Source organism: Kribbella sp. VKM Ac-2566 (assembly GCF_004366005.1).
In the GTDB taxonomy this organism is placed as follows: Bacteria; Actinomycetota; Actinomycetes; order Propionibacteriales; family Kribbellaceae; genus Kribbella; species Kribbella pratensis.
Window position 1 is genome coordinate 560,475 of sequence record NZ_SODT01000009.1, and the last position, 20,624, is coordinate 581,098.

Sequence of the window (20,624 nt, forward strand, 5' to 3'; positions counted from 1 at the left end):
CAGGAACGTGCCGCGCGGATCTCCGGCAGCGGTGCCGGCTCCTAGCGTGGATCGCCAGGCAATCCAGGAGAGAAAGGAGTCTGCCGATGTCGATGCCCTTCATCGAAGGTGTCGGTAGCGACATCTACACCGGGTTCGGTGTGCAGTCCGACCAGTACGGCGACCAGTCGGACTTCAACCTGCGCCGCAGTGACGAGACGATCAACGCCGACCTGTACGACGCTCTGGGCGGCTCGCCGTACCTGGCCGCGGTGCAGAGCAACCAGGCGATCGGCGATATCACCCGGAAGAACATCGAACATGCGCGGCTGCAGGCCGACACCGGTATGGCCATCGGTACCCGGTTCGACGCGACCCGGGACCAGGCCGCCAGCACGCTGACGATCGGCGACGTGACGGCCTGACCCACCGGTCCGGCCACCTCATTGCAGCAGGCAACGAACAGGAAGGAAGCAGATGGACAACAGGCTGTTCATGAACTTCGGGAACTTCGAGCAGAACATCGGGCTCCAGAACGCCAACGCGGACGGCAAGGTCACCGAGGTCGGCGATCATGTGGCCAACGTCTCGCGGCTGGAGGTGAGCTGGCGCAGCGACGACTTCCGCGGTGCGCTCGAAGCCCTCCGCCAGCACGAGAACCGGGTCGTCGAAAACGCCCAGATCCAGCACGACCTGGCTCGCCGGGGCGGAGTCACGCTGGGCGACGGCATGGAGACGGCCAAGTTCTCCCAGGCCGCGGTCCAGGGCCTGATGGGGGCCTGACCGCGGACGAGCTGAACCGCACGACAAGAGCCCCGGCCGCCGGCCGGGGCTCTTCTGCGTGTGCGCTAGGAGAAGAGATGTTCCGGCAGGGCGTCGGTCGGCGATTCCGTACGGCGGATGTTCGAGCGACCGGCCGCCCAGCGGCGTCGCCGTCCTGCCGCCAGCACGCCCGCGACGAGCAGCAGCACCAGAGCCGCGCCGACCGCGATCCCGGTCAGGCCGCGCGCTTCGAGTGCCGCCGTACGCCACCAGGCCTTCACGGCGAGCTGTTGCTGGTCCGGTGGTACGTGGGCTGCGGCCGGTACGGCGACGGCTTTGCTGGTCATCCCCTCGGTCACGGCGCGGTACGGGTCCACGATGCCGGCGCCGTACTCCCAACTGCCCTTGCCGCCGCGGGCCGGTGATGCGGTCGCCTGGAGGCGCTGGATCACCTGTGCGGCGGTCAGTTTCGGCCACGCCGACCGGACCAGTGCGGCCGCGGCCGAGATGAACGGTACGGCGAAGCTCGTCCCGCTGACGTACGCGTGACCGGTACGGCGGGTCGCGGCCAGCACGCCGTCACCCGGGCCGACGAGGTCGACGTACGGACCGATCTGGGAGGCTCCGAGCCGTGCCCCGTTGATGTCGATCGCGCCGACGCCGAGCACGCCGGCGTATGCGGCCGGGTACGACGGCAGCACGCCCGACCCGTCCGACTGGCTGTTCCCGACGGCCGCGACCACGACGACGTCCTTGCGCACCGCGTACGCGATCGCCTTCCGGACGGCGGCCTCGTTCCGGTCGCTGGTCATCGACAGGTTGATCACCTTCGCGCCCTGGTCGACGGCGTACACGATGCCGCGGGCAAGGACTCCCGGGTCGATGACCTGGCCGGTGTTCGAGTCGGTGGACTCGCGATCGGTGACCCGGACCGGCAGGATCCGGACGCCCGGTGCGATCCCGTGGAAGCCGATGCCGGTCGCCGGGTCGGCGGCGATGATGCTCGCGACGCCGGTGCCGTGCGAGATGCAGTCGTAGTTCCCGGGCAGCCGCCCGACCAGGAAGAAGTCGCGTCCGGGCAGCACCTTCCCGGTCCGCCGGAGCTGCGGATGGTCGGCGTCGACGCCCGAGTCGATCACCGCGACCGTCACGCCGGAGCCGGTGCTGTGCGGCCACGCCCGCTCGGCGCCGAGCAGATCCTGGGCCCAGGGCAACGGCCGCACGGCCGGACGCCCGGGCTCCGGATTGGTGCAGGCGCCGCGCGGCGGGGCCGCGGCAGCCGTCGTCGGCAGGCAGGTCGCGGCCAGGCTCGTCGCGATCACCGCAGCGAGGCCGGCGAGCCGCCGGCCGGTCCCACGTCCTCGTCCGTCCACCCCCCGATCCTTTCCGGCAGCGGACCTGGCGCCGGCGCGCTGGCCGGAACAGGACAGCGCGCGAGAACGGTCGCCGGCGGACCCGAAGGTTGGTGAACGCAGCGGGCCCAACGGAAGGAGCGTCATGGGGACAGGGATCGGGCGGCTGGCCGACGTCCAGCGACTGGAGAACGAGGTCCGGCAGGCCCAGCAGGCGGTCGATGCGGCCACCGGAACCGCGGAGGCCGGTGAACAGCTGATCGAGGCCACCGTGACGGGGAACGGCGAACTCCGCGAGCTGGTCCTCGATCCGCGCGTGTACCGCGAGTTCGCGCCGGAGGTGCTGGCCGCGGAGATCGTCACCGCCGTGAACGAGGCCCGCGCGGCCGCCCACCAGAACGCCCTCGACGCCTGGATCGAGATCCTGCCGGCGGACGCCGGGGACGACGTCACCTTCGAGCCGATGCTGGCCGAACTGCGCCGGATGCGGGAGACGGTCGCCGACGGAGGCCCGCGATGAGCCCGGCCGGCGATCTGGACATGGAGGCCGGGCCGACCTCGCAGGCGCTGGCCGGGATCGAACAGCCCATCGATGGCTGGGGTACGGCGTGGCCGGCGAAGCTGGCCGCGATCCACGCGGCGGAGCGCGCCGCGAGCACCGGATTCGACGACATCAGCGTCGCGTTCCGGGACGGGTACAACAAGGTCGAGCCGGACCTGAGCACCCGGGCGAGCGCGCTCGCCCCGCGCGTGAAGCTGGCGGTCGGGACCGGTCGCCGGATCCTCCGACGGTACGGCGTGACGTTCCAGAACGCCGCCGACAACCTGAACCTGCACTGAGACCGGACGCCGCCGGTGATCCCCGAACCCGACACGATCCTGTGGCCGCCGCTGCGCAAGGCGATCGACACCACGTTCCCGATCTGGGTCGACGAGGACGCCGCGTTCGAGCTGCGGGACCTGTGGAAGAGCGCTGCCGACGACCTCCGGACGGCCGTCACCCAGGCGAGTGCGGCGAACGGGCAGCTGCCCGGTGTCTGGCGGGATCCGCAGGGTATCGGGTTCCACCAGAAGATCGACCAGCTGCTCAACTCGCCGTACACCGGGACTGCCGAGCTGATCACGGCGATGCGGGAACTGTCGGCGATGGCGGGCGAGTACGGCCGGCAGATCGTCTGGGTGAAGGACCAGATCTACGCCGAACTGGCCGCGAACGTGATCGCGTTCGCGCTGAGCTTCGGGCTGCCGCCGGGGATCGGTGACTTCGTCCGCGCTCGCATCATCACCGGGATGGCGGGCCGGATCGCTACGTTCATCGCCGGCCGGGTCGCGCAGATGGCGGCCTTCGCGAGCCGCATCGGCCGGCTGACACCGGCGATCGTGAAGGAGACCGCCTGGGAGATGATCGAGGAGCCGGCGATCAACATCGGCGCCAACGTGATCGACATCTGGCGCGGACAGCGCGACAGCATCAGCTGGCGCGACACTGTCATCGCCGGTACGGCGGGTGGGGTCGGATCGATCGGGTCACGCGTGCTCGCCCCGGTCGGCTGGGTCGCGTCGGTTCCCGCCCGGGTGGCGTTCCGGTCGCCGGGCCGGCTCCGGGACGCGGCGATCAAAGGCTCGTCCGGCTTCGTCGTCAACGGCATCACGTCGCCGGTGTCCGGGACGTTCGTCCAAGCTGTTGCCGACGGCAAGAATCCGTGGACGCAGGACTACGGCAAGGCGCTCGTCGAACAGGGTCTCGGTGCCGGAACGCTGGCCGGCATGCGGATCGGTGCACATGAGCTCGGGCACGCGCTCGCCGGGAATCACAGCCAGACCCAGGCAGGGACGACGGACACCGGCAAGCCCACCGGCACCGCCGAGGGGCCGGCCGACAACCCTCCCGACGGGCCACCGCCCAACACCCCCGCCGAGGCCACCGGGAATTCGACATCGCCCTCCACCTCGGCGGCCGGACAGGACGTCGCCGCCCAACAGACCGCCACCGCCGAACAGACCGCCACCGCCGAACAGACCGCCACCGGCGCCGACCCGTCGGCCGCCGCCGCGACGGACACCAGCCAGGCCGTCGATCAGTCCTCGGCCAAGGCCGACCAACCGTCCGCCCAAGTCGGCACCGACCAGTCCGGAGGCCAGTCCCTCGCCGGGACCCGCCCGTCGCTAACAACCGCCGCAGCCGCACCCCCCGCGGCGACGCATGCACCCCCCACTGCCGCTCCCACCTCTACTCCGGACGTCACCAGCACCCCACCCGCACCCTCCGCGGCATCCACCCCCACGACCGCGCCCGCCGCATCCACCAACCAGCCGGCCTCGGCCCCAACCACCGCCACCAACCCCAACGCATCCACCCAGCACCAGACCCCCGCCCAGCACCAGGCCCCTGCCCAGAGCCAGCCGGCGCCGAACCAGTCCGCGCAGATCCAGTCCGCGCAGAACCAGCCGGGGCAGAGCCAGTCCGCGCAGAACCAGTCCGCGCAGAACCAGGCGGGGCAGAACCAGTCTGCGCAGAGCCAGAATGGTCAGGGGCAGGCGGCCCAGAACCAGCTCGGGCGGGGCGAGTCCACCGCCAGACCCGGCAACAGTCCATCGCAGCAAAACGCCGTACCCCAGGGCAAGAAGACCGGCTCACAGGACACGGCAGACGACGCGCCAACCACAGATACGACCGACGCGACCGGCACGACCGACGCGTCCGGCTCCGGGCGTGGGGAGGGTGGGCAGTCGGAGGTGCAGGGCGCGGGGCCGGTGTTGTTGGCAGGGTCGGCTGTCTCGGCGTCTGAGGCGAACGCTGCGAGCGAGGCAACCACACGTCCACAACCACGCGAAGAGACAGCGCCGTCCGAGCCGGCGCTGCCAGTTCTGACCCGGGTTGACGGGCCGTCGGCCGAGGGGTCCGCGTCGAAGGGGAGTCCGGTGGGGCCGCGGTTGTTCCGCCCGGTGGAGGAGGCGGGTGAGGACTTCGGGCGGGTCGATCCGGATGCCTATGCGGCGCTCCGGGAATACGCGGACTCGCTTGTGCGGAAGGGATTCGAGGTTTCGCTGCGGGCGGTTCGGGTGCCTGGGTCGGCGGCGGGCGTGGTGCTCGAGGTTACGGCGGTGGACGGGACGACGGAGACGATCACCGGTACAGCCTGGGACGTTCTCGATCAGGTGAGTCCGATCCCGCCTGTGGTGGTCGACGCGGCGGCCGTCGCGGCTGCGAGCTCCGTTGCGGTTGCTGCCCAGCAGGAGCTGGTGAAGCAGCTGAACGAGCGGGCCGCCGACGGCTCGCTGACTGCGCTCGCCGGCCGGATGCGCAAGGCGTTCTACCAGGTCGGGCCGGACAGCAGGCCGCGGATCGGGATCCTGTCGCGGCGCGCTGGACGAACCGAGGCCGCGCCGGATCGCACGTTCAAGGTCCGGTTCGGCGACCAGGACCTGTCGGTGCGACTGCCCTGGGTCGAACAGCGGTCCATCGACAACCAGGAGGCCGGCCGGAACCACCGCCGTACCGATCTCGCACTCGCCGCGGTGATCGACGGTCACCCGGTCGGCAGGACCCGCGTCGACCTCTCCGACCCGGTACTGGATGTCTCCCAGGCGGTACTGGATTCGCTGACAGCCACTGTCGAGGCATGGCAGGCCGGCGCATCCCACCTAGGACCGGAGCAGGTCGGCGACGAGTTCGCTCGGACCATCGAAGGCTGGCTGGCCGCCAGGCACGCCGGCGACCGTGTTTTCCGCGTGTACCTGACGCTGTCCGGCCGCGGCGGCTTCGACCAGATCTACGTCCGGCTGAGTGCCGACGGGACGGTGACCGGCTTCGCGATCGTCGAGGCGAAAGGACCGAACGCGGACCTCGGCGCCGGCCTCGGCACCGACGGCGAAACCCGCTACGCGCAAGGCCACTGGGACTACGTGCGTGAACTCCTCGCGCAATTGAGCGATCCGGCCCGCGAGGATCGTGCCGGGGTGCTGACGGCGGAGATCGTGGAGGTCCACACCTCGGCGGAGGAGCGCGCCGGCCAGTACGCATCTCGTACGGTCGCCGAAACCGAGCACCGCATCGCCGAGTTGCGCGAGGCGTACGTCGAACACATGGCCGACCAAGACGTCGCCGACCGGGAACTGTCCCACCGCGAGGCGCAAGTGCTTGCCAAGAAGGCGGCCCGCGACGCCGGCCTGACGGTCAAGGACGCGAAGAACGCGGGCTCGGCCGCCTATCGGGAGGCGAAGAACGCGACGCGCGAAGCGGCTCGTGCGAAGGCTCTGGAGGAGTTCGCGCGGCGCGACCTGGGCACCGTCGTGGAGGCTCTGGAAGCCCACGCCGCCGACCTCACCCGGAAGGAACCAGCCGCCCCGAACCCTCGACCGAATGCAGCGAACGACGCGTGGAAGAAGTACGTGGACAGCGCGTGGAACGCGGGGAAGGCAAGGGCGCTGGCCGATTGGGCCGCCCGCAATACAGAGACCGTACGCGAGTTCCTGGCCGATCCCGACGCTGCCCGGCGAGCGTGGTACGACGCCGCGTACGAGGCCGCCTTCGCCGACGACGGAAACGCCGGTCCACGGACCAGGGTCCCGCTCAAGCCGGAGATCCGGACTCCTTTCAAGGACAGCGCCGCGCTGGCCGCCGCGCTCCTGCCTTTCCTGGACAACGGTTCGCTCGAGTACTTCGTCGTACGCGCCCTGATCGCTGCGGACGAGAACGGTGTCGCTCGGCCGCAAGGGATCGAAATCACCGAGTACTCGATGGACCCGAACCGTACGCCCCAGCACGATCACACCGGCGGGCGGCGGATCAACCAGGAAGCTGTTGATCGCGGCGATGGGCTGGAGCGTACGGCGGGGACGGTCGAGGAGGTCGCGGCCGCGGCCGGTGTGGATCTGAGCGAGATCGATGTCGTCGTTCTCGACGACGCGGCCGATTACGCGTACCTCGACGACATGCGTGCGATGGCGAGTGCGCAGCAGTTGGACGACGGTACGGTCCGGGTCCTGCTCGGCCCTGCGAGTTTTGCCGACCGGGAGTTGCTGGCGAAGACGCTGGCGCACGAGAAGACCCATGCGGACCAGTTCCGGGCCGGCCGGGTCGCCGACGACAACGTGCCGGAGATGGAGCGCGAGGCGCACGTCAGTGAGGCGGCCGCGGTAGAAAGGTTGCGAGCACATGACCAGGTTCACGATCGAAGCGACGTACGACCTGCCGAGCCGGCCCGGCATCGTGACCCCCGGGAGGATCCACGACGGGGCGGTCCGGGCCGGCATGGTCCTCCGGATCGAGGGCACCAACCGGGACGTGCGGATCCGGGGCGTCGAACTGAGCTGTTCCGCCGGGACGACCCGGACGGCGCTGCTGATGGACCGCGAACACGCCCCGATGCTCCGGCCGGGGACGGTTCTCGTCAGTCCGGCCTGAGTCCGGACAGGCCCGGTACGCCGAAGCGCAACGAGGTCCTCGTCGGTGAAGACGGCGAGGTGACCGTCCGAATTCGCAGCCTCGGGTCGCCGCGTCCCACGTCCGCCGGTGGTGTGCGTCGACTGGTTGTCGAGGCGATGCTGGCGGGTTGGGGTGGCTTCCGGGGCACGGGCGAGGGTGTATTCCCGGCGGACGCGCGGGTGCCGTGGGAGGACTTCGTACGGCTCGAGGAGGCGGTCGACTCCGCCGTACGGCGCGGTCTCGAGGTCGACCTGACCCTCGTGATGAACCCGGAAACGAAGTGGCTGGAGGCAACTGCCCACGTCACCGACCCGGTCACCGACGAGAGCGTCACCTACCGCCGAGCACCCGTCGCCGAGATCGCCAACCGCCTCCACCCAACCGTCGCCCGCACCGCCGACCCGACCCAACCCCCACCACCCACCCCACTCGGGGCCGTGGGGGACAGCGTTCGTATTGGTGTTACTGAGCATGGACTGTCGGCAGTGTTGCCGGCTGAGCTTGTCGGCGATCCGGAGGCGTTGGCCCAGCTCGAGGCGCGGTGGGTCGCGCTCGTGCGGGCCGGCTACCAAGTCGAGGTCACGGTGACGAAGGTTGCCGGTCGGCATGCTGTGGTTGATGCGTTGGAGTTCACCGTTGAGGTGACGGATCCGCACAGCACCGTGGCGGCTGAGGCGCGGGACGTGTACGGGCCGGCCGGGGTACGGGCGCTTGTCGAGCAGATGATCACCGAACAGCAGTCGCCAGGAGGCCGCCACCGCCAGCCCGAGGGCCCGCCGACCGAAGACGGGCCGGGGTATCTCACGCCAGCGGCGTTCGATCCGACGGCCGGTCCGGTGGTGGGGGAGGTGCGGCCCAACGACTCGGCAAACCGGGCCGGGTGGAGTTTCGGTACGCCGGGACGCGCCGACGAGGTCGTACTGGAGCTGCACGAAGTCCGCCCGCCTGAACGCCTGTTGAACCCTGGGGGGAAGTCGGAGGCCCTGCCCCGGATCCCGCTCGACTGGGCGTTCGCGCGCGATCGGGCCCGTGGTCTGATTCCGCCGGGCGTGCGGATCTCGGAGCAGGAGTTCGCGGCGCTGGAGCAACGCGTGCAGCGACTGATCGCGGACGGGCACGTTGTGAGCGTTCGGCTGCGGGTCCTGAACGGGCGGTTGGTCGTCGACGCGTACGTGCGGGAAACGGCGACCGGGCGCAGCGCGCTACACGAGGATCTGTCGCTCCCGGACCTGGTCGTTGCCCTGGACAACCAGGTGCTGGCAGCGCCGCCCGGAGTCGCTGAGGTCGCCGTACGCGCCGCTGCCGCGAACCTGGGCGCGATCCACCTCCAGGACGGCAGTCTCCGCGTGGCGACGGCCGATGGGCGGCAGGTGGTGATCCCCGCCGAGGTCCTCGCTCGCATCACCGCCGAGCTCGGTCAGCCGGGAGCCACCCAGGAAACCCTCGACGCCGAAGCAGTACGCCGAGTTGGTGAGCACCTCGGCGTAGTGAACCCTGGACGTGCCGCGCGGTCTCCCGCGGACGTCCTTCGTGCCGCAGCCCACCGCGTAGCCGCCGCCGAAATCACCCGCCGCGCCCAGGAGCTGTCCGGTGGGCACCAGAACGAGCAGCCGCACAGGACGCAGGAGGGCAGCCCCCGTGCCGATGGTGAGCGGGGGTTTGCGGCGCGGGCCCTGGCGGCCCTCGAGAGTGTGCTCGGCTCGGATCTGGGTGGGTTGAGTGTTGGGGATCCAGCTGTGGTGGGGCAGTTGGTTGTGGTTGACGAGCAGCACTTCCGGGTCAGGGTGGGGCGTGTGCGGCGGGGGAAGGCGGCGTCGACCGAGGTGCGGGCGGGGACTGCGCAGGATCCGCATGTTGTGACGTTCGCGGCGGGTGTTGCGGACAGCCAGTTGGCTCGCGTCTGGGTGCATCAGCTCAGCCACACGCTGCAGGAATTGCGAGCGCCCGAAGGCGGACCGCTGCGTCGGCTGTGGAGCCGCCTCACCGGCACCGGGCGGAATGCCTGGGTCGACGCCAAGTTCAACGAGTTCCGCCACCTCCAGCGCCAGTGGACGAGGGGCGACCGGCCCGAACTTCGGCAAGACATCGAAAGGCTTGTCAACGCGATCCGCAAACGCGGCCACGTCCCGCCGACCCTGCCGTGGAACACGCCGATCCCGCTCGACCCGCGGGCGGACCTGAAGGCCGCGATCACCCGGCAGCTCGCCGGCCTCGACGAGACCATTGCATCTCTCCACGCTCTGATCGCCAGTAAGGACTCGGCCGCCGAGGAAGCGATCGACGCAGCCCGCAAGGAGGCCGAAAAGCGCCGTCAAGTGGCCAAGGACGACGGAGCGATCGCACGCCGTCGCGCGGCCGAGGCCGAGGGACGAAAGCAGATCGAGCTCGCCTACTGGCATCGTCAGATCGCCGCCCAGTACAAGCAGGCACTTGCCAAAGTGACCGCAGCACGCGCGGGCTACGCTCAACTCCTTCAGAGCGCCGCAAATGCCACGCCACGTCACCTCGTCGCCGAAGCGCACAAGTTCGCTGCCGAGGTCGCGGCGTACCAGACAGCGCTGGAGAACCTCGCCCCGCCGATCGCCGCGCTGCCGAGCATGCAGCCGACCGGTCGTCTCCCGCACCTCACAGCGCTCACCGAACGTATCAACGCCGCCTTGGTAGCGAACGGTATCGACCAAACGTTCACGGCCGACGAGCTGCAGCAGTTGCTCGGTGCGGAGTTCGGACGCATCCTGACCGACGACGGCGTCGTACTGCGCGTCGGTAGCAAACACCCCGCCGACCTCCGCATCAAACTCAGCGTCGACGAGCTGGTCGAGGTCCGCGATCCGAAGGTCAAGGCCTCGGAGATCATCAACGGCCTGTTCCCGCAGGGCGGCCGGCGTCTCGCCACGGCTGCGACGTCCCGCTTCGATGCGGCGATCACGGTGCCGTTGACGGCGCTCCTGAAGCTCCTCGGCGCGGTCATCCGCCAGCCCTGGCTCAGCGACCTCACGCTCAAGGTCGAGGTCGGTGGCGGACGCACCCGCGCCGTCACCGGGAACGCCGCCGAGTACGCGCAGACCGGCGCGGTCGAGGACAATCGCGGCGAGTCCGTCCTCTATACAGGCAAGGCGTCCTGGCAACTCGACGTGCGCACCGACCGTACGTGGTCAGCTACCGAGACGATTGCTGAGGGCAACCCGGAGGACGCGACCGAGCTCCGTGCCTGGGTGTCGCACGCGTATACCGTCGACCCTGCCCAGGAGACGCGGCGACTCGATCTCGCGAACGGTCTGCTGCCCGCGCACCTCCTGACCTCGATCACCGGGCTGGAGCAGCTCACCGACGACGTGATCGAGTCGAACGAGGACCGCCTTGCCAAGCTCGGCTCCGGCCGCACGCAGGTCGAGGAACAGCTGCACGCGGTCTTGAACAACGACCTCCCGAGCCGGTTGGCCGAGTCCACCGACCATCCCGTACTGCGGCCGCTGACCGTGGACGGAAAACCGGTCGGGCATGTCGAGGTCACGACCCGGATCCGCTACGAGCAGGTCGAGCTGGTCGGCGCGCAAAGCACGACTCACTGGCAGGAGTCGGTCCGGATCGGCTTCAGTACCACCAGTGCGCAGCAGTCCTTCGGCGCCTCGGCATCGGTGTCCGCGAAGGCCGGATACGACGGGGCCGCGGTGCACGACATCGACCCGGACGGCACCGATGTCGGCCCGACCGTGAGCGGCGGTCGTACGGCGACGCGGTCGGAGACCCTGTCCGGCGGGGGTACGTCGATCCACGTCGGCGTACACCGCTTCACCGGGCCGACCCAGGCTTACAGCATGGTGCTGTCGCACGTCGTGAAAGTCGTCCTGGACGGCAAGGCGGCGACCACGCCCCGGGACAGCACGGTCGTGGCACGGGTGCGGGTCAAGGACGCGTTCCGGTACGGGCTGCCGGTCGATCGCAGCGCGGTGCACAACGACGGGCAGATCGTCGACGGAGAGGTCGACCCGAATGCCGTCGTACCCGGCCGGAAACTGGAGTTTCCTGCGTGGGCTAAGGACGCCGCCGGCCGGCTCAACACGGCCGGGCCGTGGAACGTGCAGGCCGTCACCGGTGGGAAGGCGGCCTTCGAGGCGATCATGGCGCGGCTGGCCGGTCGCGGATTCGTACCGCCGCTGGACCGCAACGGAAATCCGGACCTCACCAAGCTCTCGACCGATCCGATGGAGCGGCACTCGCAGCTGCTCAACCTCGAAGAGCTGCGCGAACAACTGTCGACCGAGCGCCTGGAGGCCGGGTACGACATCGCTGTCCGGGACGGGATCCTGATCACGCTCACCCGTGCGCGGACCGGCCAGCCGACGGAAAACGTTGTACTTCGGATCGGCATCGAGCCGCACGCCTCGAGACCGCTCGGCGTCACCGACCACGAGTCCGTCGTACTGCTCAACATCGGCTCCGAGACCGCCGGCCGGACCTCGTCGCGGTCGAAGGTCTGGCCGTGGCGGGCCGATCCGCTGGCGATGAGCTCGACGTCCGGCCTCGACGGAAAGGCAGCGCTTTCCTACGGCCGGCAGGCGCTCGGTAGCGTCCTCGCCTGGTTCACCGGCGGCACCGTCAACCAGGTCACGCTGGTCGAGAGCACGTCGCCGGTCGCGGTCTTCGCGGTGCAGCACACGCTTTCCGTCGCGGAGGGCGAAGAGACGTTCTACACCAGTTCGCCGAGCGAGACCGCGCACATCCTGATCGACAGCGACCTCCTGCCGTACGACGACGCGCTGCCGCCGACCCCGCCCACGGGACCCGTGCGACCGTCCGTTCTCCAGCGGATGACCTTGCTCGCGCTCGGTGCTACGGAGTTCACCGCGAAGTTGCCCAAGGCAATCAGGAACGAGGCGACCGCGCTCCAGCAGCTCGGAGTCTTCCTCAATCCGCGGAACCTGCTCGCTCACCCGGAATGGATCGGCACCGGCTACCGCACCACCCTTCTGGTGCCCGGCATCGGCGGGATCTCGAGACGGATCGCGGTCTCGCTCACCGGCCGGTTGCAGAACCCGCAGCTGGTTGCCGTGACCGAAGGCGTCAGCGGCGACATCAACCTCGCGCTCGGAAACCACGGCTCGGGAACCGGACGCTCGTACGGCGGGAGCACCCAAGCGGCCGCTGGGGTTTCCGAGAATTCGGCCGGTGGCGGGTTCAACGCGTCACTCGGAACCAGCGGCTCCACGGGCCGGACCGATCAGGACATCTGGGGCGTCGAGCGGCTGACGATCGAGACCGGGCGGCACTACGTCTTCACCGCTGACGCCGAGGTGTCGCTTGCGGTGGGCAACCATCAGCCGACCGAGTCGAAGGTCGGCACCGTGTTCCAGCTCGCCGAGCGGGAAGCGCTCCGGTTCTACGCGCAGAACGAACTCGCGCTGCCGCTGCAGCAGGTCGCCGACGCCGTAGAACGTTTTCTGCACGGGCACCTGAAGCTCGACCGCCGGGCGGCGACCGGTCTGGTCCGTCGCTACCGCGCGGAACTCGCCGCAGCCCGCCGACGTGGGACGCCCGTACCTGCGCTGTCCGCCGATCACACCGCGCAGGCTCTCGCCGCGAAGCTCCGTCCGAGCCCGCGACCGCAGCCGGGGACTCCCGAGCAGCGGTTGGCCGAGATCCTCCGCGATCAGCCGCCGCCCCGGATCGACCTGCCGGAGCACTACCGGCGGCACCTCGGGTTCAGCCTGATCGAGAGCACGGAGCTCGACGGGAACCACGAGCTACTGGCCGAGGTGTACGACGTACTGCGCAGTGAGTTCGATCTCGATCCGGCGCAGGACCCGGCGTTGGCTCAGGCGCTGTTCGTCGACCTCGCCGGGAAGCGGTGGTGGGGGCGGCTGGAGGACATGCTCGGGCGCAGCGGGTTCGCGCGGACCTATCCGGTGGGGCGTCCGGGACGACTGTCGGCGGAGCAGGTGACGCTGCGGATCCGGGCCGAGTTCGCCGACGAGGCGGAGAGGTTGGGCGAGGCGAAGGATGTCGTCGGGATCGTGCAGCGGTACCTGTACGGCGATCGGAGCCGGTCGCGGAGCAGCGAGCGGTCGACCGGCCTCGGGGCGGACGGTTCGGTCGATCCCACGCGGTCGGGGTCGGCGAGCACGGATCGGAGCGAGGGTACGTCGACGAGCGCCGGCGATCAGGTGACGCGGTTGGAACGGATCGCCGGGTTCGACGGGATGACGCGGGTCGGGCGGCGGATGCGGTTGCGGATCGAGGTGGAGCACGACGTGGCGGCGCCGACGCGGACTCCGCTCGGGCAGCGGTTGTCGCCGCGGTTGTCGGTGACGCGGACGGCGCGGGAGCTGACCGGGAAGGTTGTGCAGCTGATGCCGAGCGCTGCGATCGGGCGGAAGGTGCCGTCGGTGCCGGTTGTGCCGGGGGAGGTGGAGTTGCCGTCGATGTACCACGTCGAGGGTGTCGGGCCTGTTGACGGTCGGGCCGATCTGTTCGACGTGGTCGTCGACGAGTTGGCGGACGAGGAGCTGCTCGGGGTTGACGGCGTACGAGCGCAGCTCGCGGGGCTCGAGAACAAGTTGTCGGCTTCGGCGCTGAACGCACAGTTCAGCCGGATGGCGTCGGAGGAGGGGTTCACCCTTGCTCCGTTGGAGGTTCCTGGTTCGAAGCAGGACACGGTCGAAGTGACGATTCGCGCGCGGGTTTCCACTGTCGAGGTCGTTTCGGCGCCGTTCGCCGGGGAGCTGGGTGAGGTCAACCGGCACCAGGAGACGGCCTCCACCACGACGACGACGGGCCGGATGCTCCCGGTCGCTGGGTCCGGGGCGTACGCCGCTGTGGGCGCCGGCATCGGCGACCAGGTGTCGGACGCCACGACGGACCTCCGCGGCGCCCGCACCGAACGCAGCCACTTCGAGAAAGGCAACCTCGTCACGGTCCGCGTCCGGGTCGCCTACGACCTCACCATCACCCGCACCCACCACACCCCAACCGGCACCACCCGCCAACGCTCCATCAACCACGTCCCCGCCGCCACCACCGGCCGCGCCTACCTGACCCTCCACGAATCCGACCACCAGAACCTCGTCCCACCCACGCCACCAACCCCACCAACCCAGCCCACCGTGCCGATGCCGCCGGACCCTCCCACCGTGCCGATGCCGCCAACTCCTCCCTCCGCGCCGGCGAGTGTGGAGGACGGGAACGTTGAGGCGGGTGTGGTGTCTTCGCGGTGGCAGCCCATTCATACCGGGGCTTCTACGTTGCTGGCGTTTCAGCGGGCTCGGCGGTTGGCCGAGGAACGATGGAAAGCGGAATGATGTTGCCTGTAGCAAGAACTCGTGACGAGGCCCGGCTCTATCTCGATCTGACCCCATGCGCCTGCGGCGAAGTGGACGCGGACTGGCAGCACGCAACCGGTCTGCTCGACGGCGAGCTGGTCAGCGTGTACGACGCGACCTGCCCGAACTGCGACGCCGAACGCGAGTACACCTTCGGCCTCCCCGAGCACGAGACCGCGGCCGAGTTCCCCAACTTCGGTGGGCCCGAGCCGTCACAGCTCATCGACCCGGGCCACTGGATGGCGCTGGCCGATCACCTGGCCGGCAACCTCCCCGCCGACGACCCGGAAACAGTCACCCACGCCCTGCAGTTCGCTGCCGCCGCAGTCGCCGAGGTCATCAAGTTCATTCCCCCGGGTGAAACCGCCGTACCAGCCGACGCCTTCTGGACCCCCGAAGGTCGAGCCGCCTACGAAGCCGAACCGGGCCGCTTCCACCGCACTCGCCTCGGGATCACCCAACAGACCTACCGCACCACCTGAACCGTTGGCATGAAGCGGTCAACGGCCCATGCCGGCGCGCGCACGTCGTCACGCTGTGGGGGAAGGCGAGCTGAGGAGACGTCATGAGTGCCAGTCCGTACGTACCGCCGAGTCGGAGTGGAGCGATACCGACAGGCCGCTTCCGGCAGAATCACAACCTCGGGATCGCGGCGTCGGTGGCGGTGGGAGTTGTCGTCCCCGCAAGCGCCTTCACCTCGTACACCGACCTACACCTCGCCGCGGCGGTTCGGGATTACGCGTACACCGGCGGCGACGTGGCGGCGCTCAATGACGCGGACCGGCTGAGCCGCCTGGGCTCACTGGCCAATCTGGTGCTGTTCCTGGTGGCAGGCGTCCTGGTCATCGTCTGGCTGTGGCGGGCGCGGGCGAACGCGCAGTTCTTCTGCGATGCGCCGCACCGCCACCGCCGGGGCTGGGTCATCGGTGGCTGGATGGTTCCGATCATCAGCCTCTGGTTCCCCGTGCAGGTCGTCGACGACGTCGTCCGCGCGAGCAGTCCGTACGTCTGGCCGCGGGACGGTTCGCTTCAGGCTGCCCCGCCGGCCAAGGTCGTCCGCAGGTGGTGGGGCACGTATCTGGGGATGAATTTCACCAGTCTGTTCGCGACCACCCAGCAGTCCAACGGGTTGGCCGCCCCGAGCGCCTCGGCAGCTCTGCGCGGTCTTGACACTGGAGCGTCTCTGTCGATCGTCAGCACCGTCCTGGCTGTTCTGTCGGCGATCTTCATGATCCAGTTGATCGCGCTCGTCGATCGCCTGCAGAGTTCGCGGCTGCCGATTCCGTGGTGGCAGACGCCGCTCAACCCGCCCGTCCCAGGGCCTGCGCCCTGGTGAGGAATGCGAACTGAGCCGTCTTGGTGCTGCCGTCCGGTTGGGTGATCTTGGCCTCGGGACCGAGGGTGAATCCGCTGCGTCGGAACCGGTCGATCGCCCGGGTGTTGCGTACGTCGGGCTCGACCACGATCCGCGGATTCCCGAGTTCCTCGAAGACGAATTGCGCGAGTGCGTCGACCAGTTGACGCGTGAACCCGCTCCGCGTTTCGCCGGGCGCGATCAGCAGATGTACGCCGAGATCGCCCGCCGCGACGTCGTACGCGGAACCCGCGGGATCCGCCTGCGGGTCGTAGGTCTGCAAGAGAGCGACCGGTACGTCGTCCAGCCGCACGACGTACACGTGATGCGTCGGCACCGAGTCCAGGAACTGGTACGTGGCCGCGATCTCGTCCCGCGACAATGCGCCCATACCCCAGAACGCCGCCCGCTCCGCCGTCACCCACTCGTAGATCAGATCGAGGTCACGCGACGGATCCGCCTCCTCGATCCGCACGGTCCCGAACCCGTCGACGGCGACCGAGTACGTGCGATCCTCCCGGACCACCGCACCGTCGACCGGCACGAGCGAACCGCGCAACCACGACGGCAACTGGTCGTGATGGTGCGGATCTCCGAGTACGCCGGACGCGCCGAGCGGCACCACCCACCGGCTGGCCGAGCGGTCGGCGAGGTCCCAGGCGTACCGGGCCGCGGATGCGCGGATGCAGACGTCGGTGAGCCCGGGCAGGCTCGACGTCGACATCACGCAATGGTGGTCCCCGGACAGGCTGAGGTCGTACGGCTGCTCACCGGGCGCGAACACCGCGCCGCGCAACGCATGCAGCGGTGTGAGCTGGTGGGTCTCGCCCCAAGGCGGGCGCGGGCTGTTGGCGGCCACCTCTTCCAAGGCCTCGCGGGCAAGCCATTGGATGTTGACGTGCGGGATCAGGTCGGTGGCGAGGAGGTTCTCGAGCGCATACGAGACATGCGTGAGCGGGTCCATCCACGGGATGAAGATCTCGGCGACGTCGGCGTTCTCGAGCATCGTGAAGTGGTCGGTGAGGCGGGAGACGAGCGCCTTGCGGACCGCGGCGTACGACGAGGCCGTCGTACTGGTGGCGTCCATGTGGCGGTCCCAGGCGAGCAGTTCGGCGCGGAGGGCAACTGCTTGGGTGGAAAGATCTTCGAGGTCGGTCAGTAGGTCCAGGACGGAGCCGGCCGAGCCGAGGTACGTGTCGCGGTGGATGCTCGGCATGTCGTCGAGCGTCCAGTCGTCGCGCGCTTCCACGAGTTCGCGGATGCGGTCGGCGCGGTGGGGCGCGGCGAACTCGACACCCAACGGCGTTGCCAGTCCCCGCGCGTTGGCCATCACCGCCGGGCCGTCCACGTCCGCCCGCGGCATCTCGTGCCAGCCGTCCCACGCGTGCTCAGCCTCCCAGGCCGGTACGACGCGCAACCTGTTCTCCCGCGCCCGTCGAGGCACGACCCCGGCTGTTCGATGGAGGAGCCCGCCTGCAGTGTCAGCCGCGAGTACGACGTTCACCGGCTCAACCCAGTTTTCAAATGCCGAGTCGACATCCCTCACGGTGGTTGCTCCCAGCAACCGCCGCATCACCTCAAACCCGAGCCGCCCGGTGACACGCGGAGGGTAACGAAGAGAGGTCACCCGCTCCATCCCGCCGGCGCCCTCGGCGTCCGGCATGATCACCGGTCCGCGTTCGGTCTCGATCACTTCGATCTCGACGGGATCGGCGTCGGCGACCTCTACCACCTCGGTGTGGTGAGAAGCCGGTTCCCAGCCGGTCGGGCCGAGCGCTTCTACGCCCGATTCAGTTCGACGGAGTTGTTCGGCGTACAGGTCCTGGTAGTCAGCCATCGCGTTGGTGATGGACCAGGCGACGCTGCCGGTGTGCCCGAAGTGCGCGAGCCCCGGAATCCCAGGAACCGCAAGCCCCAGTACGTCGTACTCAGGGCACGTCAGCCGGATCTGCTGATAAACGCCCGGGCTCTCGATGTACCGATGCGGATCGCCAGCGACGATCGCCTGACCACTGGCGGTGTGCGACCCCGGGATCAACCATCCGTTGCTCCCCGCCCCATGAGGACCCTCTGACGAGAACAACTCCAGCGACGCCTCCCCGAGTCGCTGCGCGACATGGGTGCGCCAAAGCTTCGAAGGGAACCCGGCGAACAGGATGTGCACCGCCAACCAGATCCCGAGCGGGGCCCACGGCTCCCACTTCTGCAAAGTCAGCCCCGTCTGGGCGAACTCCGGCGCGCGCAACGCACCACCCGGCAGCGCGTGGTTCACCCCCTCGACGTACGCCGTGACCCACTCGCGCGTCTCGTCGTCGAGCGACTCGAAACACCGCTGCGCCGTGTCCGCCAACCGCGCCTGCCGCGCGAACACGTCCCACCCGGTCGCCTCCGCCCCGAGGAACGCCGCGCTCGTCCCGAGGTACCGACGGCGCTCCAGCTCGATCTGCCAGGCGCGGTCCCGCGCGGCGTTCACGCCTTGCAGGTACACCAACGCGAGCGGATCCCCGGCCTGCAGGTGCGGTACGCCGTACGTGTCCCGGAACACCCTCGCGTTCACAAACAGTCCCCACTTCAGTTAGGTTAGGCTGCACTAACTTATGCGGCAGTGTCCTGCCGCCACAACCGCATTCTCGCTGGAGGTCCATCGTGAGGCATGGCTGGGAAGGCGTCGTGCTCAAGCTGTTCCGGGCGAAGGACTTCACCTTCACCGTGACCGGCGCCGAACAGGTCACCGAGCGCTACCGCCGCGTGCACTTCACCGACGGCGGTCTGCTGCAGACGCTCGGCGTCCACCCGACCATGTGGGTGCGGCTGTGGTTCGACAACGCAGGCAAGCCGCACCAGCGCGCGTACACGCTGGTCGATCCGGACGTCGGGGCCGGCACGTTCAGCCTGGAGTTCGCGCTGCACGACGGCTGTGCGAGCGACTGGTCCCGCAAGGCCGAGCCCGGCGACACCATCGAGGCGACGGTGCAGGGGACCGGGTTCGACGTACCGGATCCGCTGCCGCCGCGGATGCTGGTGGTCGGCGACCCGGCCTCGCTGCCCGCGATCAACTCGCTGCTCGCCGTCGCCCCGAAGCTGCCGGCCACGATCTGGTTCGAGACCACACACGACTCCGACGACGAGCTCCCGTTCCGGATCGAGGACCACCACGACCTGCGGACGGTTCCGCGGCCGAAACTGGTCGAGCAGGTGAAGGCGGATCTCCAAGAGCTCGTCACCGCGGACACCTTCGTGTGGATCGCGTGCGACACCACGACCACGCGCGAACTCACGTCGTACGTCCTCAAAGATCTCGCCGTCCCCAAGCATCGAGTGAAGTCCCTCGGCTACTGGAAGGCCGCGTAATCTGACACCCGTGATCACGCCGCTCGACCTGACCGACCGCGCTCTCGCCGAGCGACTGCTGACGATCCAGCACGCCGCGTACGCCGTGGAGGCCGAGCTGATCGGCTTCGACGGCATCCCGCCGCTCGAGGAAGACCTCGACGGCCTGATGTCCTCGACCGAACTCTGGCTCGGCCGGTACGACGGAACACACCTCGTCGGCGCGGTCGCGTATGAGCTGCCGGACGACCGCACTGTCGAGATCTCCCGCCTGATCGTCGACCCCGCGCACGCCCGCCGCGGGCACGGCCGAGCCCTCCTCGACCACCTCGACCGGATCGAACCGCGACCGGTCAGCCTGGTCTCCACCGGCTCGGCCAACCTCCCGGCCGTCAACCTCTACAAGTCCCGCGGCTACGCGCCGGCCGGCGAGGTAGAAGTTGCCCCCGGCATCTACATTACGCAGTTCCGCCGCGGGTCCTGACCTGCTCGAACCCGTAGTACAGCGCCAGCAGGAACACGAGCAGCAGGGTCAGCTGGGCGGAGACGAACGAGATGCCGATGCAGGCTCCGTAGATGACGGTGCCCAGCGAGTAGCGGATCAGCGACTTGCGCATCTCCGCCTTGGACATGTCGTGGTCGACCAGGTGGTTGCGCAGCACGTACCACCAGATCAGGCTGAAGGCGATCGCCGCCAGCGTCAGGTTCGCGCTGTAGACGGCGGCCGCGACGTGCGCGTTGCTCGACTCGTCCTCGAGGTGCTCCGCGAACAGGCTGGTGGGGAACGGCAGCAGCGTCGCCCACAGCAGCAGCAACAGGTTGAGGAACATCAGCCCGCGGTCCGCGCGCTGGATCTGGCGGAACATCGAGTGGTGGTTGACCCACATGATGCCGAGGATCGCGAAGCTGGTCAGGTACGCCGCGAACTGCGGCCACTCGTGCAGCAGCGCCGGCCACAACCGCTCACCCTCCTCGAGCTCGGGGCTGCGGAGTTCGAGGACGAGGAGGGTGATCGCGATCGCGAAGACGCCGTCACTGAAAGCTTCGAGACGACTCGTCTCGGCAAGGTCGGACTGTGTGCTCACGGAGACACAGTCTGA

Annotated in this window: 12 protein-coding genes; 9 read left to right on the forward strand and 3 right to left on the reverse strand. The window is 69.3% G+C overall.

Features of this window, described 5'->3' with window-relative positions; all coding sequences use genetic code 11:
- Positions 1-86 precede the first annotated feature (86 nt).
- The gene (locus tag EV647_RS14165; protein ID WP_134002863.1) at positions 87-404 is read left to right on the forward strand and encodes a hypothetical protein; all 318 of its coding nucleotides are present in this window, start codon (positions 87-89) and stop codon (positions 402-404) included.
- 52 nt (positions 405-456) lie between these two features.
- A complete protein-coding gene (locus tag EV647_RS14170) occupies positions 457-762 on the forward strand; it encodes a hypothetical protein (protein WP_134002865.1) in 306 nt (101 codons plus the stop codon).
- Positions 763-827: 65 nt separating this feature from the next.
- Here the strand turns inward: EV647_RS14170 and mycP are convergent, their stop codons facing one another.
- Positions 828-2,114: a type VII secretion-associated serine protease mycosin gene (gene mycP, locus EV647_RS14175; protein ID WP_238177202.1), complete on the reverse strand. Its 1,287-nt coding sequence runs from the start codon at positions 2,112-2,114 to the stop codon at positions 828-830.
- A gap of 124 nt (positions 2,115-2,238) precedes the next feature.
- Between mycP and EV647_RS14180 the strand changes: the two genes are divergently transcribed.
- The 5 genes from EV647_RS14180 to EV647_RS14200 all read left to right on the forward strand — a co-directional run bounded on the left by EV647_RS14180 (position 2,239) and on the right by EV647_RS14200 (position 16,176).
- The gene (locus EV647_RS14180; protein WP_134002869.1) at positions 2,239-2,613 is read left to right on the forward strand and encodes a YbaB/EbfC family nucleoid-associated protein; all 375 of its coding nucleotides are present in this window, start codon (positions 2,239-2,241) and stop codon (positions 2,611-2,613) included.
- Positions 2,610-2,933, forward strand: a complete 324-nt coding sequence (locus EV647_RS14185) for a hypothetical protein (protein ID WP_134002871.1) — start codon at positions 2,610-2,612, stop codon at positions 2,931-2,933. The genes EV647_RS14180 and EV647_RS14185 overlap by 4 nt, the downstream gene beginning before the upstream one ends.
- A gap of 15 nt (positions 2,934-2,948) precedes the next feature.
- Complete coding sequence (locus EV647_RS14190; protein ID WP_134002873.1) at positions 2,949-14,819, forward strand: hypothetical protein; 11,871 nt, start codon at positions 2,949-2,951, stop codon at positions 14,817-14,819.
- The gene (locus EV647_RS14195; RefSeq protein WP_134002875.1) at positions 14,816-15,322 is read left to right on the forward strand and encodes a hypothetical protein; all 507 of its coding nucleotides are present in this window, start codon (positions 14,816-14,818) and stop codon (positions 15,320-15,322) included. The genes EV647_RS14190 and EV647_RS14195 overlap by 4 nt, the downstream gene beginning before the upstream one ends.
- A gap of 83 nt (positions 15,323-15,405) precedes the next feature.
- Positions 15,406-16,176, forward strand: coding sequence for a DUF4328 domain-containing protein (locus EV647_RS14200; RefSeq protein WP_134002876.1), 771 nt, complete (start codon positions 15,406-15,408; stop codon positions 16,174-16,176).
- On the opposite strand, the gene EV647_RS14205 is transcribed toward EV647_RS14200, so the two are convergent.
- Positions 16,142-18,751 (reverse strand): GNAT family N-acetyltransferase, encoded by a 2,610-nt coding sequence (locus EV647_RS14205; RefSeq protein WP_134002877.1) that lies wholly within the window; start codon positions 18,749-18,751, stop codon positions 16,142-16,144. The genes EV647_RS14200 and EV647_RS14205 overlap by 35 nt on opposite strands.
- Before the next feature lie 89 nt (positions 18,752-18,840).
- Here EV647_RS14205 and EV647_RS14210 point away from each other — a divergent pair, with 89 nt between their 5' ends.
- Both EV647_RS14210 and EV647_RS14215 read left to right on the forward strand, forming a co-directional pair.
- On the forward strand, positions 18,841-19,545 hold the full coding sequence (locus tag EV647_RS14210; protein ID WP_134002879.1) for a siderophore-interacting protein: 705 nt from the start codon (positions 18,841-18,843) through the stop codon (positions 19,543-19,545).
- A 10-nt stretch (positions 19,546-19,555) separates the two neighbouring features.
- On the forward strand, positions 19,556-20,008 hold the full coding sequence (locus EV647_RS14215) for a GNAT family N-acetyltransferase (RefSeq protein WP_134002881.1): 453 nt from the start codon (positions 19,556-19,558) through the stop codon (positions 20,006-20,008).
- Here EV647_RS14215 and EV647_RS14220 read toward each other — a convergent pair.
- Positions 19,983-20,609, reverse strand: coding sequence for a TMEM175 family protein (locus EV647_RS14220; RefSeq protein WP_134002883.1), 627 nt, complete (start codon positions 20,607-20,609; stop codon positions 19,983-19,985). The genes EV647_RS14215 and EV647_RS14220 overlap by 26 nt on opposite strands.
- Between the last annotated feature and the right edge of the window lie 15 nt (positions 20,610-20,624).